The following is an 18,001-nucleotide window of genomic DNA, read 5'->3' on the forward strand; positions in this document are numbered from 1 at the left end:
TGACCGATGTAGGTCACATGGTGCTCGTGATCGCGCTCGTCGTGGCCGGCTGGATCCTGCTGTCGCTGCCGCTCGCGATCGCCATCGGCCGGGCGTTCGACGCCGGGAACCACGAGGCCGCCGAGCCGCCCTCCCCCGCCGACTCGCCCCCGGGCCCCGTCTCCGGCGACCTCGCCGCTTGAGACGGGCAGCTCCCTCAGGTCTTCGCCCGCTTCAGCCGCGCGTTCGCCGCGCGCAGCCGTCGTACCTCCTCCTCCAGGGCGAGGACGCGTGCGATGCCGGCGAGGTTGAGACCCTCGGCCAGCAGCTCGCGCAGCCGGTGCAGGCGCTCGATGTCGGCCGGGCTGTAGAGCCGGGTGCCGCCCGGCGTGCGATCCGGCGTGATCAGCCCGCGGCGCTCGTAGACCCGGAGGTTCTGGATCTCCATGGACACCATCTCGGCGGCGACCGAGATGGCGAAGACCCCTCGCTGACGCGTGCTCACCCGCACGACGATCCCAGACTTCCACCCGACAGGAAACCTGCAACGGCGGGTGCAGGTCGAGGACGAGGTGGGTACCCCCTGTCCGTGGGCGTCATCGGGGCCGCCCTCTCGCCCTGGGAATCACCCTGGCCGGTCCCGGAAGGTCGTCTACGCTCGGAGAGCGGGGACGGGACACGGTGCCTTCCCGACGAGCCCGAATCCCCCCGATCTGGCGACAGGTGACCATGCCGCGACTGCTCACGCTCGACGCCGCGGGCCGTCGGCGCTGGTTCCTGATCTGGCAGGTGCCCGTCCTCGTCCTCGTGGTCCTGCTCACCACGGCCATCGCCCTCACGGCCCCGGAGCTGCTGTCCGCCCCGGCGGTCGTCGGCGGCCTGCTCGCCGTGCTCGCGGTCTCGGTGCTGGCCCTGTGGCTGCCCGGCTCGCTGCTGGCCGTGGTGCCCCTCGTCGACATCGCCGCGATCGCGACCATCCGCTCCGAGTCCCTCGGCGTGCTCATCTCCAGCAGCGCCATCGCGCTGATCCCGATCATCTGCCTGGGCTTCCACTTCGGCCGCTGGGGCGTGGTCGCGGGCACCGCCGGTGCCGCCCTGATCACCGCGCTGCCCTACCTGCGCGACGCGAGCATCCCGCACGACACGCAGTGGATCGGCGCGCTCGCCCTGCCCACCGTCTCCGTGGTGCTCGCCCTGATGGCGCAGCTCGGCTCCACGATCCTCGCCGACCGCTCGGCGCGGCTCGGCCTGGCCCTCCGCGCCGCCCAGGAGCGCCTGGACATCACCCGGTCGATCATCGAGGTGCTGCCCGTCGGCCTGGACTACCGCGGCCCGCTGGGCGAGCGGCGGCTGGTGAACCGCCGCGCCCTGGAGCTCACCGAGCTGGCCGGCATGGACCCCGACGACCCGACCCGTCCCGGCACCTCCGTGTGGCGCAAGGACCGGATCAGCCGGGTCCCCCCGGAGGAGCAGTTCGTCCACCGCGCACTGTCGGGCGACGAGATCGAGGCCGAGCTGATCTGGGTCGGCGAGCCCGGGAACCAGGTCGCCGTCGCGGTGTCGGCCCACCACGTCGCGACCGCCGCCGGGGACCCGCTCGGCACGGTCATCGTCTCCTCCGACGTCACCGAGCTGGTCGAGTCGGTCCGGGTCCGCGACCAGTTCCTCTCGACCCTCTCGCACGAGCTGCGTACGCCGCTGGTGTCGGTGGTCGGCTACCTCGACATCATCGCCGAGGAGCTCGACGAGCTCCCCGAGCCCGACGCCGAGCTGACGGCCATGCTCGACACGGCCCGCCGGGGAGCTCGGACCCTGACCGACCGGATCTCGCACCTGCTGGTCGCCGGCTCCCAGGACCGGCTCACCCTCGACCTCGACCGGGTCGACCTGCGCGAGCTCGTCGGCGCCGTCGCGGACCGGTACCGGGCCAAGGCCGAGAAGGCCGGCGTGGGGCTGAGCTGCGACCTCCGGCCGGTCACCACGACCGCCGACCCGCACCTGCTCGACCTCGTCGTCGACAACCTGGTCTCCAACGCCGTCAAGCACACCGCCCCCGGTGGGAGCGTGACGGTCACGCTCCGGACCGAAGCCGCCATCGAGCTCGTGGTCGCCGACACCGGCTCGGGCCTCGACCGCCACGAGAGCGACCGGGTCTTCGACCGCTTCTACCGCACGGAGTCCGCCCGCCGCGACGCCGTCCAGGGCCTGGGTCTCGGGCTCAGCATCACCAAGGCGGTCGTCGAGGCGCACGGCGGCGAGATCGGGATGACGACCAGTCCCGGTCAGGGCACCACGGTCACCGTCGAGCTGCCGAACCTCGGCGGATAGGGCGGGTCTCCCCGGGAGGGCGAGAGGGAGGGTGATTTCGCTCATCCCTCGGGTGAACCCCAGCGGCGGCACCGTCGCGCCGGTGAGGATGGGAGGTCGCGCGTGGGACGCGACTCGACCGGCTCGACGAGCTCGACCAGGAGGTGACGGGGTGACGGCATTCCTCGAGCCGGACTCCGCCACCAGCGACCTCGACCTGATCGGCCGAGCCCGCCAGGTCGAACCGGACGCCGACCCCGAGGCCGTCGCTGAGCTCTACCGCCGCCACCACGACTCCGCCCTGCGCTACGCCTGCTCCCTCACCGACCCGGTGACCGCCGAGGACGTCGTCGCCGAGGCGTTCGCCCGCGTCCTGGAGACACTGCGCGCCGGCGGCGGCCCGTCGCTCGCGTTCCGGCCGTACCTGCTGCGGACCGTCCAGCACGTCCACGTCTCGCACGTGCGCGGGGACAGCCGCTTCGTGTGGGTCGACGACACCGAGCAGGCCGACGACCCCGCGCTCGGGTCCGACGCGGCCGTGCGCGACGAGGTCGCCGAGCGGGAGGAGTCGAGCGTGCTGGCCAGCGCGTTCTCCTCGCTCCCCGAGCGCTGGCAGGCGGTGCTGTGGCACACCGCGGTCGAGGACGACGACCACGCCACCGTCGGCCGGATGCTCGGCATCAAGGCCAACGCCGTCGCCGCGCTCGGCTTCCGGGCGCGCGACGGGCTGCGAAAGGCGTACCTGAGCGCCCATCTCGGCGAGGTCCGGGACGAGTCCTGCCTCCCCTACCGCGACCAGCTGGCGCCGTACGTGCGCGGCCGGCTGGGCCGGCGCGCCCGCCTCGAGCTGGAGCAGCACCTGCGCGAGTGCGCGCACTGCAGCGCGGGAGTGCTCGAGCTCGGCGCCCTCAACTCCCGGCTGGGCGCCCTGCTCGCACCGGCCCTGCTGGGCGCGGGCGCCACCGGGTACGCCGTCGCGACCGCCTCGACCGTCGCGGGCGGCTGGCTGGGCCTGCTCACGTCCGGTGCCGGCTGGGTCAGCCGCCACTCCCACTCCACGATCGCCGCGGGCACCACCGTGACCGTCGGTGCGGCCGCCGTCGTCACGACCGCCGTGCTGGTGACCCGTGCCCCCGAGCCTGCCCCGGAGACCGTCGACGCACCCTCCTCGGCCGTGACCCACGGGCCTGTCCTCCCCGCCCCGGCGTCCGGGGCTCCGCACCCGGTGGACCGGCCCGTGCAAGCGCGCCGCGCCCCCGTCGTACTCCCCCCGGACGCGGTGCCGCCCTCGTCCCCGGCCGCCTCGCCTCCGACCGTGGCCGCTCCCGTGGTCCCGGGACCGTCGGCCGCCGCGGGCCCGACCGCCGCTCCCGCCGGTCCGACCGCACACCCGTCCGCGACGCCCCCCGCGACTCCCCCCGCGACACCGTCCCCGACCTCCACCCCCACGCCGAGCGCGAGCCCGACCGCGTCGCCGACCGTCGGCGGCGTGGACCTGTCACTGCGGGCCGGGCACTACTACCGCTTCGGGAAGCACCACCACGTCGAGGTCGTCGTCGCGTCACCGCTCCCCGCCGTCCTGACCCTCGACGTGCGCGACTACCAGCACCACGCGGTGCACACGGACCACGACTTCCCCGGTACGACGTGCTCCCCGGCGCCCGCGACGCCCGCGCGGACCGCCGACCGCACCCTCCTGACCTGCGCGCTGCCACCGGGCTCGGGACACTTCGAGATCGACCTCCTCGTCGGCGGGGCGCTCGACGTGCACGCGTCCGTGTCGGCGCCGGGCAACTCCGACCCCGATCCGGGGAACGACACCTGGTCGTTCGTCGAGGCAGACGCCCCTAGTCGAGCAGCCCCAGCCCGAAGGCACGGGTGACCGCCTGCTCGCGGTTCGTCGCGCCGAGCTTGCGGTAGAGGGTCTGCAGCTGGGTCTTCACGGTGTTGGTCGAGACGAAGAGTGCGGCGGCGATGCTCTCGCGCGGCAGCGGTCCGCGCAGCAGGCCGAGGATCTCCCGCTCGCGGCCGGTCAGCTGGACGACCTCCACGGTCTCCGGGTGGACCGGCCCGCCCGGCAGCAGGTCGCGCAGCCGCGGCCACGGCTCGGCGCGCTCCAGCGCCCGCTCCGCGGTCCGCGCCGCCTCGTGCCGTCCCGCACGCCGGTGCGCCTCGGCGGTCAGTAGCAGCGCCTCGAGGCGCTGTCGTCGCGGGGTCGCCGTCGGGTGGACGACCGACGCGAGCTCGGCCACCGCGACGTCCAGGTCCCCCGTCATCAGGGCGAGCCTGCCACGCGCCAACGACGTCGCCGGACCCGCCGGCATCGCGGAGAGGATCCGCACCGACTCGGTCGCGCGTCCGGCGGCCAGCAACAGGTCCAGCTCGGTGAGGTCGAGCGCGGTGCGGGCCAGCGAGCCCACCGGGGCCTCGGGGTCACGTCGGGCGCGCTGCTCCCGCAGCTCCCGCAGGGCCTCGGACCGGTCCGGACCGGTGAGCGCCAGCGCGGCTCCGACGGCGACAGTCAGGGGCCAGTGCTCCTCCGCCCCTCCCGGCAGCGCCGCCGCCCGGGCGAGCAGCGTGCGGACCTCCGCGGGCGACGAGTGGTCCAGCGCCCCGATCGCCCGGGCCAGGAGGAACGCGCCGGACTCGTCGCCGTCGGCATGGCGTGCCCACGCGACCATCGTCCGGTGATCGGCCTCGACCGCGGCGGCAAGCGCGAGCAGCGCCGGCGCCTCGGGGTCGCCCGGTCGCAGCCGGTGGGCCTGTCGCCACCAGCGCCGCGCGCCGGTCAGATCCCCTCGCTCCAGCCCGACCCGTCCGGCCTCCAGCGCGAAGCGGCGTACGGCGTCCGGGTCGGCGTCACCGGGCGCGAGCAGCAGCTCGCCGTCCCGGACGGTCCGCGCCGCCTCGTCGAGGTCGCCGCGGCGCCGGTGCGCGAGCACGCGCACCGTGCACGCCGCGAGGTCCACCACCGTCTCGTCCTCGGTGCCCCGGACGGGACCCGCCAGTCCCTCGACCCGCAGCCGGGTCGCCAGTGGACCCGCCGCCGCGGCGTCGTCGGGCAGGCTGGCGACCAGTCGGCGGAGCAGGGCCGGGTCGTCACGCAGCAGCTCGAACCAGCGCTGGCTCAGCAGTGCCGTGACGAGGTCGGGTCCCCACGCCTCGCAGCCCACCCGGTCCCGCAGCACCTCGCGCAGCGCGGGGGTCGTGCGCAGCACCAGGCCGTCGTCCGCGACCTCGACGGTGCCGACCTGCTCGAAGTCCGCGACCGGGTCGCCGCCGATACCGGCGAGCAGGGGTGCCAACGCCGTCGTACTCAGGGTGCCGCCGAGCGCGGAGAGGAGCTCGATCCCCGTGTTCGAGCTCCTCCCCACCTCGTCCAGGCGCACGCCGAGATAGGCGCGCGCACGCTCCGGTGACCACTTCCCGCCCGGTTCAGCGGGCCGGCCACCGACGACCGTCCCGACGTGACCGCCGGTCCAGGCCAGGACGTCCGGCCGGACCGGTACGCCGACCACCCCGGCGACCTCCGCCTCCGTCAGCGCCAGGTCGGCGCCGGTGAGGACCTGGCACTCGACCTCGGTGCCCAGCCGGAGCACGACGTCGTGGCCGGCGCGCAGGCAGAGCACCAGGTGGCGGTCGTGGGTGCGCCGTACCCGGTCGACCAGCGCGGCGAGACCGTCGCGGCCGAGCTCGTCCGCGCGGTCCACCACCAGCACGGCCCGCTCGCCGGGAGAGGCCGCGCCCACGAGGGCGTCGACCGCACGCGGGCCGTCGACCGCGGCGTCGTACCACCGCACGTGCTCGCCGCGCGCCTGCACCGAGTCGGCCCACTGCGCGGCCAGGGTGGTCTTGCCCGACCCGGCGGGGGCGTGCAGGACGGTCAGCGGCAGCCAGCGGTCGAGACGCGAGGTCAGGCGCGGGCGCGGGAGCGCGGTCGCGGGCACACGCGGCAGACCGATCTCGGCCGCCGACGTCTCGTGCATCACGCTCAGAGAGACGTGATCGGGGCGGTTTCCTTACGCGCTGCCCGGAGTGGTCTGGTCCACCCGGGGTGGTGATGCGAGGACTCAGCCGCCGGCGAACGGCGGCAGCAGCTCGACCGAGGAGCCCGGCGCGACCTGCAGGGTCGCCGGGTCGGCCGAGCCGACGGGCCGGTCGTCGACGAGGACCGAGCACACCGAGACGACCTTCGCGAGCCCGGCGTCGGGGTGCAGCGTGAGCACCCGGTCGAGCACCTCTGCGAGGGTCAGCGGACCGGTCACGGGCAGCTCGTCCTGCGCCACGCCGGCCGCCGCCTTGGCCGCCGCCCAGTAGCGGACGCGAATGAGATCGGTCTCATCCGCCTGGACTTCACCCGATGTGTCCGTCACGTTTCGGTATTCTTCCCGATGGATCACCAGACCGGAGCCCAGCGTCGCGTTTCGGTTCCCGCCCCGTAGCCGGGAGGAAACCCTGATGAGCTCTCTGCTTCTGCTGACCAGCGCGCTCCAGCCGTCCGCCGAGGTGCTGCCCGGTCTCGCCCTGCTGGGACACCAGGTCAAGATCCTGCCGGCCGAGGGCAGCGCCCTGCTGGAGGCCCCCGACTCCGACCTGCTCCTCGTCGACGGGCGCCAGGACCTGGCCCACGCTCGTGACCTGTGCCGGCTGATCCGCACGACCGGCACCGACGTCCCGGTGCTGCTCGTCGTCACCGAGGGCGGCCTCGCCGTCGTCAGCCACGACTGGGGCATGGACGACGTCGTCCTGCACATCTGCGGACCCGCGGAGCTCGAGGCGCGGATCAAACTGGCCATCGGCCGGCTCGCCGCCCGCCGCGAGGCCGCCGATCCCGACGCCCACGTGATCCGCTCCGGCGAGGTCGTCGTCGACGACGCGACGTACACCGCCAAGGTCGGCGGCCGCGCGCTCGACCTGACCTTCAAGGAGTTCGAGCTCCTGAAGTTCCTGGCCCAGCACCCCGGCCGGGTCTTCAGCCGCCAGCAGCTGCTGCAGGAGGTCTGGGGCTACGACTACTTCGGCGGCACCCGCACCGTCGACGTCCACGTACGCCGCCTGCGCGCCAAGCTCGGCCCCGAGAACGAGACCCTCATCGGCACCGTCCGCAACGTCGGCTACCGCTTCGTGCTCCCCGCCAAGGACGCCGCCAAGGCCGAGGCCGACGCCCGCAGCACCGAGTCGAGCTCGGTCGAGGCCTGAGCCGTCGCGCGCCGGGCCGGCCCAACGGGTGCAATTGCGGCCGTATGACAGGCCCGGGGTCCGCCGCCCTGCACCAGCAGCGCAATTGCAGCCGTAGGACAGGCCGCCGCACCCGGCCCGGCACCCGCCTAGGCTCGCCTGCGTGAGCATCGAGCAGATCGCCGCCGAGGCCGAGGCGTACGACGGCGCCGCCCCGCTGGACGAGGCCACCCTGCTGACCCTGCGCCACCACCCCGAGCGGGTGCGGGTGCACGAGTCGGAGGACGGGTTCGCGCTGCTGGCCGGGCGCGAGCTCAGCCTGGTCGTCCGGCCGGACGCGCGCGGGCGTGGGGTCGGGCGAGCTCTCCTCGAGAGGGCACTGGACGACGCCGGGCCGAGCGAGCTGCTCGCGTGGTCGCACGGCCACCACCCGGCGGCGGCCGCGCTCGCGGCGTCGTACGACTTCGCCCAGGTGCGCGACCTGTGGGTGATGCGTCGGCCGCTGACCGACCTGCCGGCACTGCCCGAGTCCGACGTCGCGATCCGCGGCTACCAGCCCGAGGACGCCGCCGAGATCGTCCGCGTCAATGCCACCGCCTTCGCCGCGCACCCCGAGCAGGGCGCGATGGACGAGGCCAACCTGCGCGAGCGGATGGCCGAGGACTGGTTCGACCCGGCCGGGCTGCTCGTCGCGGTCCGCGGCGACGGCGTCGTCGGCTTCCACTGGACCAAGCACCACACCCCGGCTCTCGGCGAGGTGTACGTCGTCGGCGTCGACCCGGGCGCCCAGGGCGGCGGGCTGGGCAAGCTGCTCACCCTCGCCGGACTGCACCACCTCGCCGACACCGGCCACACCGAGGTGCTCCTGTACGTCGAGTCCGACAACCACCCGGCCGTCCGCGTCTACTCCGGGCTCGGCTTCACCCACGCCCCCCAGGACACCCACGTCCAGTACCGCCGAGTCGGCAGAAGTTCACGTCAGGTCTGACTGCAACTTCTGCCGACTCGACCCGCAACTTCTGCCGACTCGGCGGTCAGCGCAGCTTCGGACGGACGTGCAGGCCGACCTCGGGGTCGACGACGACCTCCTGCGAGGCGACCAGGGCGTCGGCGTCGTCGCCGACCCGCAGGGTGGCGGCGGGGTCGACGTTGCGCTTGAGGAGGGCCAGCGCGATCGGGCCGAGCTCGTGGTGGCGGGCGGAGGTGCCGACCCGGCCGATGACCTTGCCGGCGGCGTCGTCGACGACCCGGATCTCCGAGCCGACCGCGGGGAGCCGGTTCTCCGAGCCGTCCAGGTGCAGCAGCGTCAGCCGACGCGGGGGACGACCCAGGGTGTGCACCCGCGCGACGGTCTCCTGGCCGCGGTAGCAGCCCTTGTCGAGGTGGACCGACGGGCCGATCCACCCGGCCTCGTTGGGGATGGTGCGCTCGTCGGTGTCGAGGCCGAAGCGCGGCTCGCCGCGAGCGATCCGGAGGGCCTCGAACGCCCACGTGCCGGCGGCCGGCCCCGCGGCGGCGGCGTACGACGACAGCTGCGCGCGCGGGATGAGCTCGTAGGCGTCGTACCACCCGGCGTCGGCGGACGCGGCCGACGACGGGCGCCAGGTCACCGCGAGGTCGTCGACGGCCGTGACCTCGACCCGCGTCATGAACCGCATCCGGTCCAGCCAGGTGACCAGTGCGGCGCCGGCGCCGGGCTCGGTGTGCGCGGTGAACGACTCACCGTCGTCGACGCCGACGAAGGCGTGCTCGACGTGGCCCTGCGGGCTCAGCACCAGCGCACCGGTCCACTGCTTCGGGCCGAGCGCCTCGAGGTGCTGGGTGGTCAGGGAGTGCAGCCAGGTCAGGCGGTCCGGGCCGGTGACCCGGAGGACGTCCCGGTGCGAGAGGTCCACGAAGCCCTCGCCGGCGTCGAGCAGCCGCTGCTCGCCGTACAGCGAGCCGTAGTGGGCCGCCACGGGCGCGTCGATCCCGTCGCCGGCCACGGCTCCCGGAAGGTCCAGGAGGGGACTGGTCATGAGGGGCACTCCTCGCACTCGCCGAACACGGTCAGGTGACCCACGTCCGCGACGAAGCCCTTCTGCGAGCGCAGGGTGTCGACGAACGGCTGGACCATCTCCGGGTCAACCGACTCGACCCGGCCGCAATTCCGGCAGACCAGGTGGAAGTGGGCGTGCCCGGTCACCGCGTGGTACGTCGGGGCGCGGTCCGAGAGGTGCGCGTGCCGCACCAGGCCGAGCTGCTCGAGGACCTCGAGGGTGCGGTAGACGGTGGAGATGTTCACCGCGGTGGAGTGGGTGCGGACCTCGGCGTACACCTCGTCGGGCGTCGCGTGCCGCAGCTTCTCGACCGCGCCGAGGATCAGCTCGCGCTGCGGCGTGAGCCGGTAGCCGCTCCCCCGCAGCTTGGACCTCAGGTCGTCGTTCACGTCACGCCCGCTGCAGTCGTGCCCAGGTGTGCGGCTGGAGCTCCTGGCCGACCATCGCCAGGTCGTTGGCGTAGAGCAGGTCGCCCTCGACGTTGCCGTACATCCGGTGGCCCTCGGTGACCTCCTTGGCGGTCTCGGTGAAGGAGACGCCCGCGGTGCGGAGCTCGACCTTGCCGCCCTCGGCCTGGCCGTACCAGATCTCGCTGATGCCCGTGTTGTGCGTGAGCAGCACCTCGAGGCGGCCGCCGGGCTTCGCCCGCCAGAAGCCGGTCTCGATCGCGCCCTCGCGGACCTTCTCGCCCGCCTCGTCGACGATCCAGGCGCGCGACATGTAGTGGAAGAACGGCCGGCCGTCGTGGGTGAAGATCAGCTCCTGGCCGAACTGGAAGCCGTCGATCGTCGGGTAGTCGCCGTGCCCGTTGCCGCGCCAGGTCCCGAGCAGCCACGCGATCGGGGCGCAGTCGGGATGGAGGTTCTCAGGGATCTCGAACGGCATGGGTTTCAGTCTAGTGTCGGGGGATGGTCCGCCCCCTCCTCGTCAAGGTCACCTGCGGCGCCGACGACCCCGAGCGCGCCAACCAAGGCCTCACGGTCGCCTCCCTGGCGGTGGCCGCGGGCGCCGAGGTGTCGCTGTGGCTCGCGGGCGAGTCGGTCTGGACGGCGGTCGCGGACCGCGCGGACCCGTTCACCCTCGAGCACGCCGCCTCGCCCCGCGACCTGCTCGCCGCGGTCCGCGCGGGTGGCACGGTCACGGTCTGCAGCCAGTGCGCGGCCCGCCGGGGCATCGTCGAGGCCGACCTCGACGAGGGCGCCCGGATCGCCGGCGCGGCGGTCTTCGTGGAGGAAGCGCTGCGCGACGGCGTCCAGGCCCTCGTCTACTGACGGACTACCTCCGCTTCGGCACCCGCACCTTCGCCGAAGCCTTGCTCGGCAGCAGCACGTCGCTGCCGGCGTACGTCACGACGTAGGTGTGCCGGCCCGCCGACGGCCGCCTGACGACGACCTTCGCCTTGCCGTTCCTCAGGGCCACCCGCGCCTTGACCGTACGGCGCCCCTCCTTGACCGTGATCGTGCCCCGGGGCGCCGACGGAGCGGCGACCGTGACCTTCAGCGTGACGACCCGCTTCTTCTTGTCGTACGACGACCGCACGGTCGTGCGGGACTTCTGCTTCGCGGGCGGCGTGACGACCGCGGCGCTCACGCGCGCGGTCGCCGCCGAGGTGGCGACCGCGGCCCAGTCGAACAACCGTGCGGTGACCCGCACCTGCAGGGCGGAGCCTTCATCCGCCCGTCCGACGGGGTACGTCGGGTCGGTGCCGACGACCGTCTCGCCCCGCAGCCACTCGTAGGTGTGCTCCACCCCGACGTTCACGTTCCAGCGCCCCGGCGTGGCCCGGAGCACCTGACCCACGATGGGGCGGCCACTGATCGTCGGAGCGTCGTACACGGCGAGCTGGTCGGTGAGCGCGATGTCCACGTCCGGAGCGAACGCGCCCTCGCCGACGGTGATCGGGGTGGCGGTGGTGAAGTTGTGACCGGCAGTCCACCACCGGGGTGCCAGGAAGTCGGAGTCGTAGGGATCGCCGTCGTCGGCCTGCACCTTGTAGTCGCCCGGGACCAGGCCCGTCGACTTCCAGGCGCCGGTGTGCTCATCGACCTCGGGTTCGTCGACCATGCGGCCGTCAAGGTCGAAGATGCGGACGACGACGTCGTCGTCGACGTGCGGTGTCGTCACGGCGCCGCGCAGTCCGCCGTACTGCGACATGACCCCCTCGACACCGGTGCGGACCTGGTTCCAGCCGACGACGACGTCGGCGGCACGCCGGACCGTGGTCTGCTGGCCGTGGTAGACGTCCCGGTAGTCGAAGCCGTCGGTGTTCTCGGTCCGCTCGAACTCGACCCGGACGACGGTGACCTCGCCCTCGGTCGTGTCCTCCTCGACGTCGTCGAGGACGTAGCGGCCGAAGCGGTCGGTCTGGTCGGAGTCGATCGACTTCCAGGCGTCCCCGTCCGGCACCCAGGCCGTGACGTGGACGCCGGGAATCGGGGCTCCGGCACGATTCAGCGCGCGGCCCGTGACGGCCACTCCGTGCGTCGTCAGCGACGCCACGGCGAGCGTCGCGTCGATCCCCGGGGTGTCCTCGTCCTCCGTGACGGTGACGAGTGTGGCGCCCTCGGGGCTCACGGCATCCGAGTAGAACTCGGTGGCGTAACCGCCACCGACTTGGTCGTCGAAGCGGACCCGCACCGCACCCGGCTTCAGCCCGTCGATTCGGTATCGCCCGTCCGCGTCGGTCTCCACGGTCCCGCGCGATCCCACCTGCTCACCGCTCGGCGTGAAGGCACTCACCCAGATACCCGAGACGGGAGCACCGTCGGACCCCGTCACGCGCCCGGAGACCGAGCCGGCGGGCAGCAGCTCCACGTCTGGCACCCGGATCCCGGGGCCGTCTTCGGACAGGGTCACTGACTCGGCGTCGGCCCGACCGGCCGCGTCGTCGTACCACTCCGGCGCAAACCCGCTACCGCTCGGCGGCAGGAACTGCAGCTGACGGCTCCCCACGCCCTCGGCCGGGATGCGGTAGACCCCGTCGAGATCTGTCTCCACCGTCTCGTCGTGGCTCCCGCCGGTGCGAAAGAGCTGGACAGCGGCGCCGGACACGGGATCACCGTCGCCGTCGACCACGCGGCCCACGAGCACGTTGCTGAGCGGGTCGAGGTCGACCGGGTCGAGCACAATGTCGTCGTCCTCGACGGTGACGACCTCGGCCTGCGCGATGACGGTCGTGTCGCCGTAGAACTCCGGCGCCCACAGATCGGGCTCCGCGCGGATGTGGAACTTGTACTCCCCTTCCGGCAGCGTCATCTCCAGCGGGTAGCCGGACCCGCCGTGCCAGGCGCCCTGGGCGACGAAGTCGGCACCGGACCAGAGGTACGGCGTCACGATGATCTGCCCGCTGGTGCTCAGGCGCTGGCCGCCGCCCGTGACGTCGATCGTCACCTTCTCGGGCTGGCCGTCGGCCGCCGTGGCGGGACTGGACGGGAGCAGGACCCCGGCAGCGGCGACGGCGCCGGCCAGGATCAGGGCGGGGGGTCGGGTAGAACGTGGGCGCACGGTCTCGCTTCCTGGTGAGAGACGGTCCTAACAGGCCGGGAACCTAACCCCGTTCCGCCTCGGGTAAAGACCGTTCGGCCGGATCGGCCCGAGCCTGAGGGGCTGGTCCAGACCGGAAGCGCGAGGGTCCGGGCGCTCGACCGCCGAGTCGGTGAGCGCCCGGACCCCGTCCGCGTCTGGATTCCGCTACTTCACCCGGACGCTCACCGTGGCGTTGCTCGGCAGCACCGCCGCGGTGCCGGAGTACGACACGGCGTAGGCGCGCTTGCCCTTCTTCGGCTTCTTGAGCGTCACCTTGGCAACGCCGTTGACCAGCCTCACCCCGGCCTTCACCGTCTTCGAGCCCTCGCGCACCGTCACCGTCCCGCCCGGGTTGGCGATCCCGGCCGCGTTCACCTTCACGGTCAGCGTCAGCTTCCGCTTCTTCCTGTTGTACGCCGCCGTCGCGACCGACCGCGACGTCTGGCGTACGACGCCGGTCGCGGCGGAGGTCGCGGTCCCGGACAGGTCCTGGATCCAGTTGGTCACGCGCACGGTGAGCCGGCTGCCCGCATCGGCGACGGTGGGCCGGTACGTCCGGCCCGTGCCGACCACCGTGCCGCCGCGCAGCCAGGCGTAGGTCCAGTCGGCACCGACGCTGAGGTTCCACGCACCGTTCGAGGCGGTGAGGGTGCCGCCGACGAGCGGGCTTCCGCTGATCGTCGGTGCGGTGGTCGCCGTCAGCTTGTCGGTCAGCGCGACGTCCACGCCGGTCGTCCACACACCGCTCCGGCCGACCACCGGGGTCGCCGTCGCGTAGTTGCTGCCGCTGCGCCACCAGGTGCGGATCAGGCGGTGGTCGTCGAGCTCGCCCTCGAAGACCAGCCGGTAGGGCTCACCCGGCAGCAGCCACGGGATCTCGAACCGGCCGGTTCGCGACACGTCGTAGCTGTCGGTGCGGTCGCCGTCGGCGTCGTACGCGACGACCGAGCCCCAGTCGAGCTCGCCGTAGACGCTGGCGAGCGTGCCCCGGACCCCGGTGTACCGCTGGAGGGCCGTGGTCGGCGCCGTCGCGGTCCCACCGGCCGGCACGGTGACCTTCGCGCTGCGCGCGTACGACAGCGCGCCGCCGAGCCAGGTCTGGACGTAGGGGAGGTCGTGATCCGACTCGTCGACGAAGAACAGGCGGAAGGAGGTCGCGGTCGGGTCGTAGCCGCCGTCGCCGAGGGACGCGGCGTCGAGTTTCCGGAGCTGGTAGCGGCCGTTCCGGTCGGTCACGCCCATGTCCACCAGGTCGGGCTCGGGAGCGTCGTTGACCGCTCCGACCCGGACACCGCGCAACGGCTTGCCGGCCGCGTCCACGACCAGCCCGGTGGCGTCGACACCCACCGGGTCCTCCGGAGCCCGGGGAGCGAGAACCGCGTTGATGCCGGTGACGGCCTGGTCGCGCGCGACGACCACAGGCGTCGCGTCCTCCCAGGTCGGCGCATCGTTCCAGTACTCCGACGCGAACTCGAGCTGGCCGTCGACGAACTCCAGCTCGTAGCTGCCGGGCAGGACCCGCGGGATGACGTAGTCACCCGCGCGGTCGGTGGCGATGGTGGTGACGTGCTCGCCCTCGTGGTACAGCTCCACCTGGACTCCGACAATGCCCGCGCCCGACGACTCGGTCACCCGACCGGCGATCGAGCTGCCGCCTGTCAACGTCACCGTGCCCAGGTCGACCGACTCCTCGCCACTGAAGGAGACCACGGTCGCCCCCTCCGCGGTGGGCGCGTCGCCGTACCACTCGGTGGCGTACTCGTCCCGGTCGTCCCGGAACTCGACGAGCCAGTCGCCGTCCTCGGGAGTCAGGTGGAAGCGACCCTGACGGTCGGTCCAGGAGGAGTCCCGGTAACCGTCCCAGGGCACCTCGGGGTCGTACGTCGCCACCCGGACGTTGCGCACCGGCTTGCCGGCAGCGTCGGTGACGCGGCCGGTGATGGCCGGCCGCGGCGCCAGCTCGATCTCACCGAGGTCCACCGAGCCGCCGTCGACCACGATCTCCGTCGCCGTCTCCAGCGACGACGCGTCGTCGTACCACTCCGTGGCGTAGCGCTCGTCGTCCTCGTCCTCGATGGAGAGCTTGTAGACGCCGTCCTCGACGCCGGTGGAGAACGTGTTGCCGGCACCGTCGGTGTGCAGCGTCCTCAGGTGGTCGAACCCGGACCCGTTCTCCCGGAACAGCTCCAGGTGGGCGTACACCGCCTCGCCACCGCCGGTCACCGACCCGGTGAGCGCGTAGGACTCGCCGGGCGCGGCTGCGGCCGTCCCTCCCGTCGTCACGGTCGCCCCGGCCACCAGGGCACCGCTGAGCAGCCCGCCCAGCACCCGCCGTCTCCATCGATCCTGCATCGAACGCTCCTTGAAGTCGTGTCTTACCCGGAGGGAACGTAGGGCTCCGGCCGGCGCGCCACCGCGGAACGGGCGCACTCGGTTGCCGAGGCGGGCATCGGTCCAGACCGGGCGCGGGCCACGTCACACGTCCGCGGGCCACCGCTGGTCACGAACCGGTGGTCGCCGACCACTAGGCTCAGCGCCCATGAGCGGCGAGCAGCACCCCGGGGACGACGGCGCGGGACGACGCTGGCGGCGACGCCAGTCCCCCACGTCCGCGCCGGCCGTTCCGGCGCCGACGCAGGAGCAGTTCGCAGGGCTGATGCGCGAGGCGACGGCCGCGGCCGAGCAGGCCACGACGCTGCGCCGTTCGGCCGAGCTCGCGGCCGCCGAGGCCAACGCCGAGCGGCTGGTCGCCGAGGACGCCGCCCGCGAGGCGACGCAGGCGCGGGAGGAGGCCGAGCGGGCGCTGGCGGCGTACCGCACCTCCGTGGAGGAGGCGTACGACGTCCGCACGGCCGCCGAGGAGGCCGCGGCCCGTGCGGCCCAGGAGGTCGCGACCGCGCAGGAGTCCGCGGCCGAGACCGCCCGGCTGCGCGAGGAGGCTGAGCAGGCCGCGACCCGCCAGGCGGAGGCGACGGCGGAGGCCGCTCGGTTGCGCGAGGAGGCCGAGCGGGCCGCCGCGGAGGCGGCGGACGCACGCCAGGCGGCCGAGGCCGCGGCTCGCGAGCAGGCGGAGGCCGCGACCGCGGCGCACGAGGCCCGGCTGGACGCCGAGCAGGCGGCGCGGACCGCGGCCGAGACGGTCCAGGCCGCCCACGACGCCCGCCTCGCCGCCGAGGAGTCCGCGCAGCGGCTGGCGGAGGAGGCCGAGACCGCTCACCGCGACCGGTCGGCCGCCGAGGTCGCCCTGAGCGCGGCCGTCGCCGCCGCCACGTCGGCGGCCGAGGAGCACGCCGAGCTCACACGGGTCGCGACCGAGCAGCGCGAGGCCGCCGAGCAGGCCGCGGCCGAGCACGCCTCGGCGCGCGCCGCCGCCGAGACCGCCGCCGCCGAGCAGGCCGCCGCCCGCACCGCCGCCGACGAGGCCGCCGCCGCCCAGGCGAACGCCGCCACCGAGGCCCACACCGCCCGCACCACCGCCGAGCAGGCCGCCACCACCGCAGCCGAGCAGGCCGAGGCCGCCCACACCGCCCGCCTCGCTGCCGAGCAGGCCGCCCGCGAGCAGGCCGAGGCCGCCGGCCAGGCCGCCGCCGCCGAGCAGGCCGCCCACACCACCGCCACCGAGCAGGCCGAGGCCGCCACGGCCGCCCAGGACGCCCGCGCCGCCGCCGACGCCACGGCCGCCGAGCACGCCGCCGCCGCCCAGGAGGCGTACGACGCCCGCGCGGCCGCCGAGCAGGCCGCCGAGGGGGCCTTCGCAGCCCGCACCATCGCCGACGACGCCGCACGAACCCAGGCCGAGGCCGCGGCCCGCGCGCTCACCGAGCGGATCGGGGCCGAGCAGGCCGCGACGGCGGCCGCCGCGGTCGCCGAGCAGGCGCACGCCGCTCGCACCGCCGCCGAGCAGACGGCGCGCGAGCAGGTCGAGGCCGCCGGCCAGGCGGCCGCCGCGGAGCAGGCCGCCCACGCCACCGCCGCGGAGCAGGCCGAGGCGGCCGACGCCGCCCACCAAGCGCGGACGACGGCCGAGCAGTCGGCGACCGACCTGGCCGCGCAGGCCGAGGAGGCCCACCGGGGCCGCGCCGAGGCCGAGGCGCTCGCCGCCGCCGCCGTCGAGGCGCGCACCCGCGCGGAGGCCGACGCCCAGGCCCACGCCGAGCTCGCCGCCCAGGCGCGCGCCGCGCTGACCGAGGCCGAGCAGCGGCTGGCCGAGCAGGCCGACGCGCTCACCGCCGCCCTGGCCGCCCGCGAGGCCGCCGAGGCCGACGCGGCCGAACACGCCCGGCTCCGCGCGGAGGTCGAGGACGCCGCCGAGCAGCGTGCGGTCGAGCGACAGGCCGTGGAGTCCTCGGTGCGCTACCAGGCCGAGCTCGCCCAGGCGGCCCTGGAGGAGCGGCTGGTCGCCGAGCAGCGGGCCGCCGACCTGGCCCACCAGCTCGCCGAGACCCGAGCCCAGCAGCTCGGCGTCGAGCCGGGCACGAAGCGCAGCCGTCCGCGGCCGGCGGAGCCGAGCACGCCCGAGGCGTCGAGCGACCCGGTCGGCCCGGTCACCTTCAAGCGCGGCGGCGGCCGCCGGGTCCTGTCGGTCCTGCTGCTCGTCGCCGCCCTGGCCGCGGCCGCCGGGACGGCGTACGTCGCCACCGAGGGCGACCTGCTCCGGCCGCTCGGCATCGCCCTGTCGGCCGCGACCGTGGGGCTGGTGCTGCTCGGCATCGCCGCCCGTCCGCGGCAACGGACCGTCACCGTGGACGAGGGTGTCGTGGTCGTCGTCGACGGCGACAGCCAGCACCGCTTCGACCTCACCAGCGACCGCACCGAGGTCGAGATGCACGGACGCCCGGGCGAGCGCGGCTGGCGCCTGGACTTCGTCCGACGCAGCATGCCCCCGGTCAGCGTCGACCGGCGCTCCGCCGACCCCGAGGAGCTGACCCGCGTGCTGCGCCGGTGGCGCCCCGAGCTCTGACCAGGCTCGGGCG

Annotated in this window: 15 protein-coding genes; 7 read left to right on the top strand and 8 right to left on the bottom strand. The window is 74.3% G+C overall.

Features of this window, described 5'->3' with window-relative positions; genetic code table 11:
• Positions 1-17 precede the first annotated feature (17 nt).
• On the top strand, positions 18-182 hold the full coding sequence (locus VMF51_RS20730; protein ID WP_325476373.1) for a hypothetical protein: 165 nt from the start codon (positions 18-20) through the stop codon (positions 180-182).
• Between the two features lie 14 nt (positions 183-196).
• Here VMF51_RS20730 and VMF51_RS20735 read toward each other — a convergent pair whose 3' ends face one another.
• On the bottom strand, positions 197-484 hold the full coding sequence (locus VMF51_RS20735) for a MerR family transcriptional regulator (RefSeq protein WP_325476374.1): 288 nt from the start codon (positions 482-484) through the stop codon (positions 197-199).
• Between the two features lie 224 nt (positions 485-708).
• Between VMF51_RS20735 and VMF51_RS20740 the strand changes: the two genes are divergently transcribed.
• Together VMF51_RS20740 and VMF51_RS20745 are read left to right on the top strand one after the other, a co-directional pair.
• Positions 709-2,307, top strand: a complete 1,599-nt coding sequence (locus tag VMF51_RS20740) for a HAMP domain-containing sensor histidine kinase (RefSeq protein ID WP_325476375.1) — start codon at positions 709-711, stop codon at positions 2,305-2,307.
• Between the two features lie 151 nt (positions 2,308-2,458).
• A complete protein-coding gene (locus tag VMF51_RS20745) occupies positions 2,459-4,168 on the top strand; it encodes a sigma-70 family RNA polymerase sigma factor (RefSeq protein WP_325476376.1) in 1,710 nt (569 codons plus the stop codon).
• Here VMF51_RS20745 and VMF51_RS20750 read toward each other — a convergent pair.
• Positions 4,134-6,272 carry a LuxR C-terminal-related transcriptional regulator gene (locus tag VMF51_RS20750; RefSeq protein ID WP_325476407.1) on the bottom strand — a complete coding sequence of 713 codons (2,139 nt, stop codon included), beginning with the start codon at positions 6,270-6,272 and terminating at the stop codon, positions 4,134-4,136. The genes VMF51_RS20745 and VMF51_RS20750 overlap by 35 nt on opposite strands.
• A gap of 84 nt (positions 6,273-6,356) precedes the next feature.
• Entirely contained in the window at positions 6,357-6,659 is a 303-nt protein-coding gene (locus VMF51_RS20755; protein ID WP_325476377.1) for a MoaD/ThiS family protein, read from the bottom strand.
• Between the two features lie 85 nt (positions 6,660-6,744).
• On the opposite strand from VMF51_RS20755, the gene VMF51_RS20760 reads away from it, so the two are divergent.
• Positions 6,745-7,485, top strand: coding sequence for a response regulator transcription factor (locus VMF51_RS20760; RefSeq protein ID WP_325476378.1), 741 nt, complete (start codon positions 6,745-6,747; stop codon positions 7,483-7,485).
• A 142-nt stretch (positions 7,486-7,627) separates the two neighbouring features.
• Positions 7,628-8,452 carry a mycothiol synthase gene (mshD, locus tag VMF51_RS20765; protein WP_325476379.1) on the top strand — a complete coding sequence of 275 codons (825 nt, stop codon included), beginning with the start codon at positions 7,628-7,630 and terminating at the stop codon, positions 8,450-8,452.
• A 46-nt stretch (positions 8,453-8,498) separates the two neighbouring features.
• Here the strand turns inward: mshD and VMF51_RS20770 are convergent, their stop codons facing one another.
• From VMF51_RS20770 to VMF51_RS20780, 3 genes are read right to left on the bottom strand one after another with little or no spacing between them, the layout of a single operon-like run.
• A complete protein-coding gene (locus VMF51_RS20770) occupies positions 8,499-9,482 on the bottom strand; it encodes a folate-binding protein (protein WP_325476380.1) in 984 nt (327 codons plus the stop codon).
• Complete coding sequence (locus VMF51_RS20775) at positions 9,479-9,892, bottom strand: Fur family transcriptional regulator (RefSeq protein WP_325476381.1); 414 nt, start codon at positions 9,890-9,892, stop codon at positions 9,479-9,481. Before VMF51_RS20775 ends, VMF51_RS20770 begins: the two co-directional genes overlap by 4 nt.
• A gap of 1 nt (position 9,893) precedes the next feature.
• A complete protein-coding gene (locus tag VMF51_RS20780) occupies positions 9,894-10,388 on the bottom strand; it encodes an FABP family protein (protein ID WP_325476382.1) in 495 nt (164 codons plus the stop codon).
• Positions 10,389-10,411: 23 nt separating this feature from the next.
• Between VMF51_RS20780 and VMF51_RS20785 the strand changes: the two genes are divergently transcribed.
• The gene (locus tag VMF51_RS20785; protein WP_325476383.1) at positions 10,412-10,774 is read left to right on the top strand and encodes a DsrE family protein; all 363 of its coding nucleotides are present in this window, start codon (positions 10,412-10,414) and stop codon (positions 10,772-10,774) included.
• Positions 10,775-10,778: 4 nt separating this feature from the next.
• Here VMF51_RS20785 and VMF51_RS20790 read toward each other — a convergent pair whose 3' ends face one another.
• Together VMF51_RS20790 and VMF51_RS20795 are read right to left on the bottom strand one after the other, a co-directional pair.
• Positions 10,779-13,007 (bottom strand): carboxypeptidase regulatory-like domain-containing protein, encoded by a 2,229-nt coding sequence (locus VMF51_RS20790; protein ID WP_325476384.1) that lies wholly within the window; start codon positions 13,005-13,007, stop codon positions 10,779-10,781.
• Positions 13,008-13,193: 186 nt separating this feature from the next.
• Positions 13,194-15,380, bottom strand: coding sequence for a carboxypeptidase regulatory-like domain-containing protein (locus VMF51_RS20795; RefSeq protein WP_325476385.1), 2,187 nt, complete (start codon positions 15,378-15,380; stop codon positions 13,194-13,196).
• A gap of 187 nt (positions 15,381-15,567) precedes the next feature.
• Between VMF51_RS20795 and VMF51_RS20800 the strand changes: the two genes are divergently transcribed.
• Positions 15,568-17,988 carry a hypothetical protein gene (locus VMF51_RS20800; protein ID WP_325476386.1) on the top strand — a complete coding sequence of 807 codons (2,421 nt, stop codon included), beginning with the start codon at positions 15,568-15,570 and terminating at the stop codon, positions 17,986-17,988.
• Positions 17,989-18,001 lie beyond the last annotated feature (13 nt).

It is taken from the genome of Nocardioides sp., from assembly GCF_035503875.1.
In the GTDB taxonomy this organism is placed as follows: domain Bacteria; phylum Actinomycetota; class Actinomycetes; order Propionibacteriales; family Nocardioidaceae; genus Nocardioides.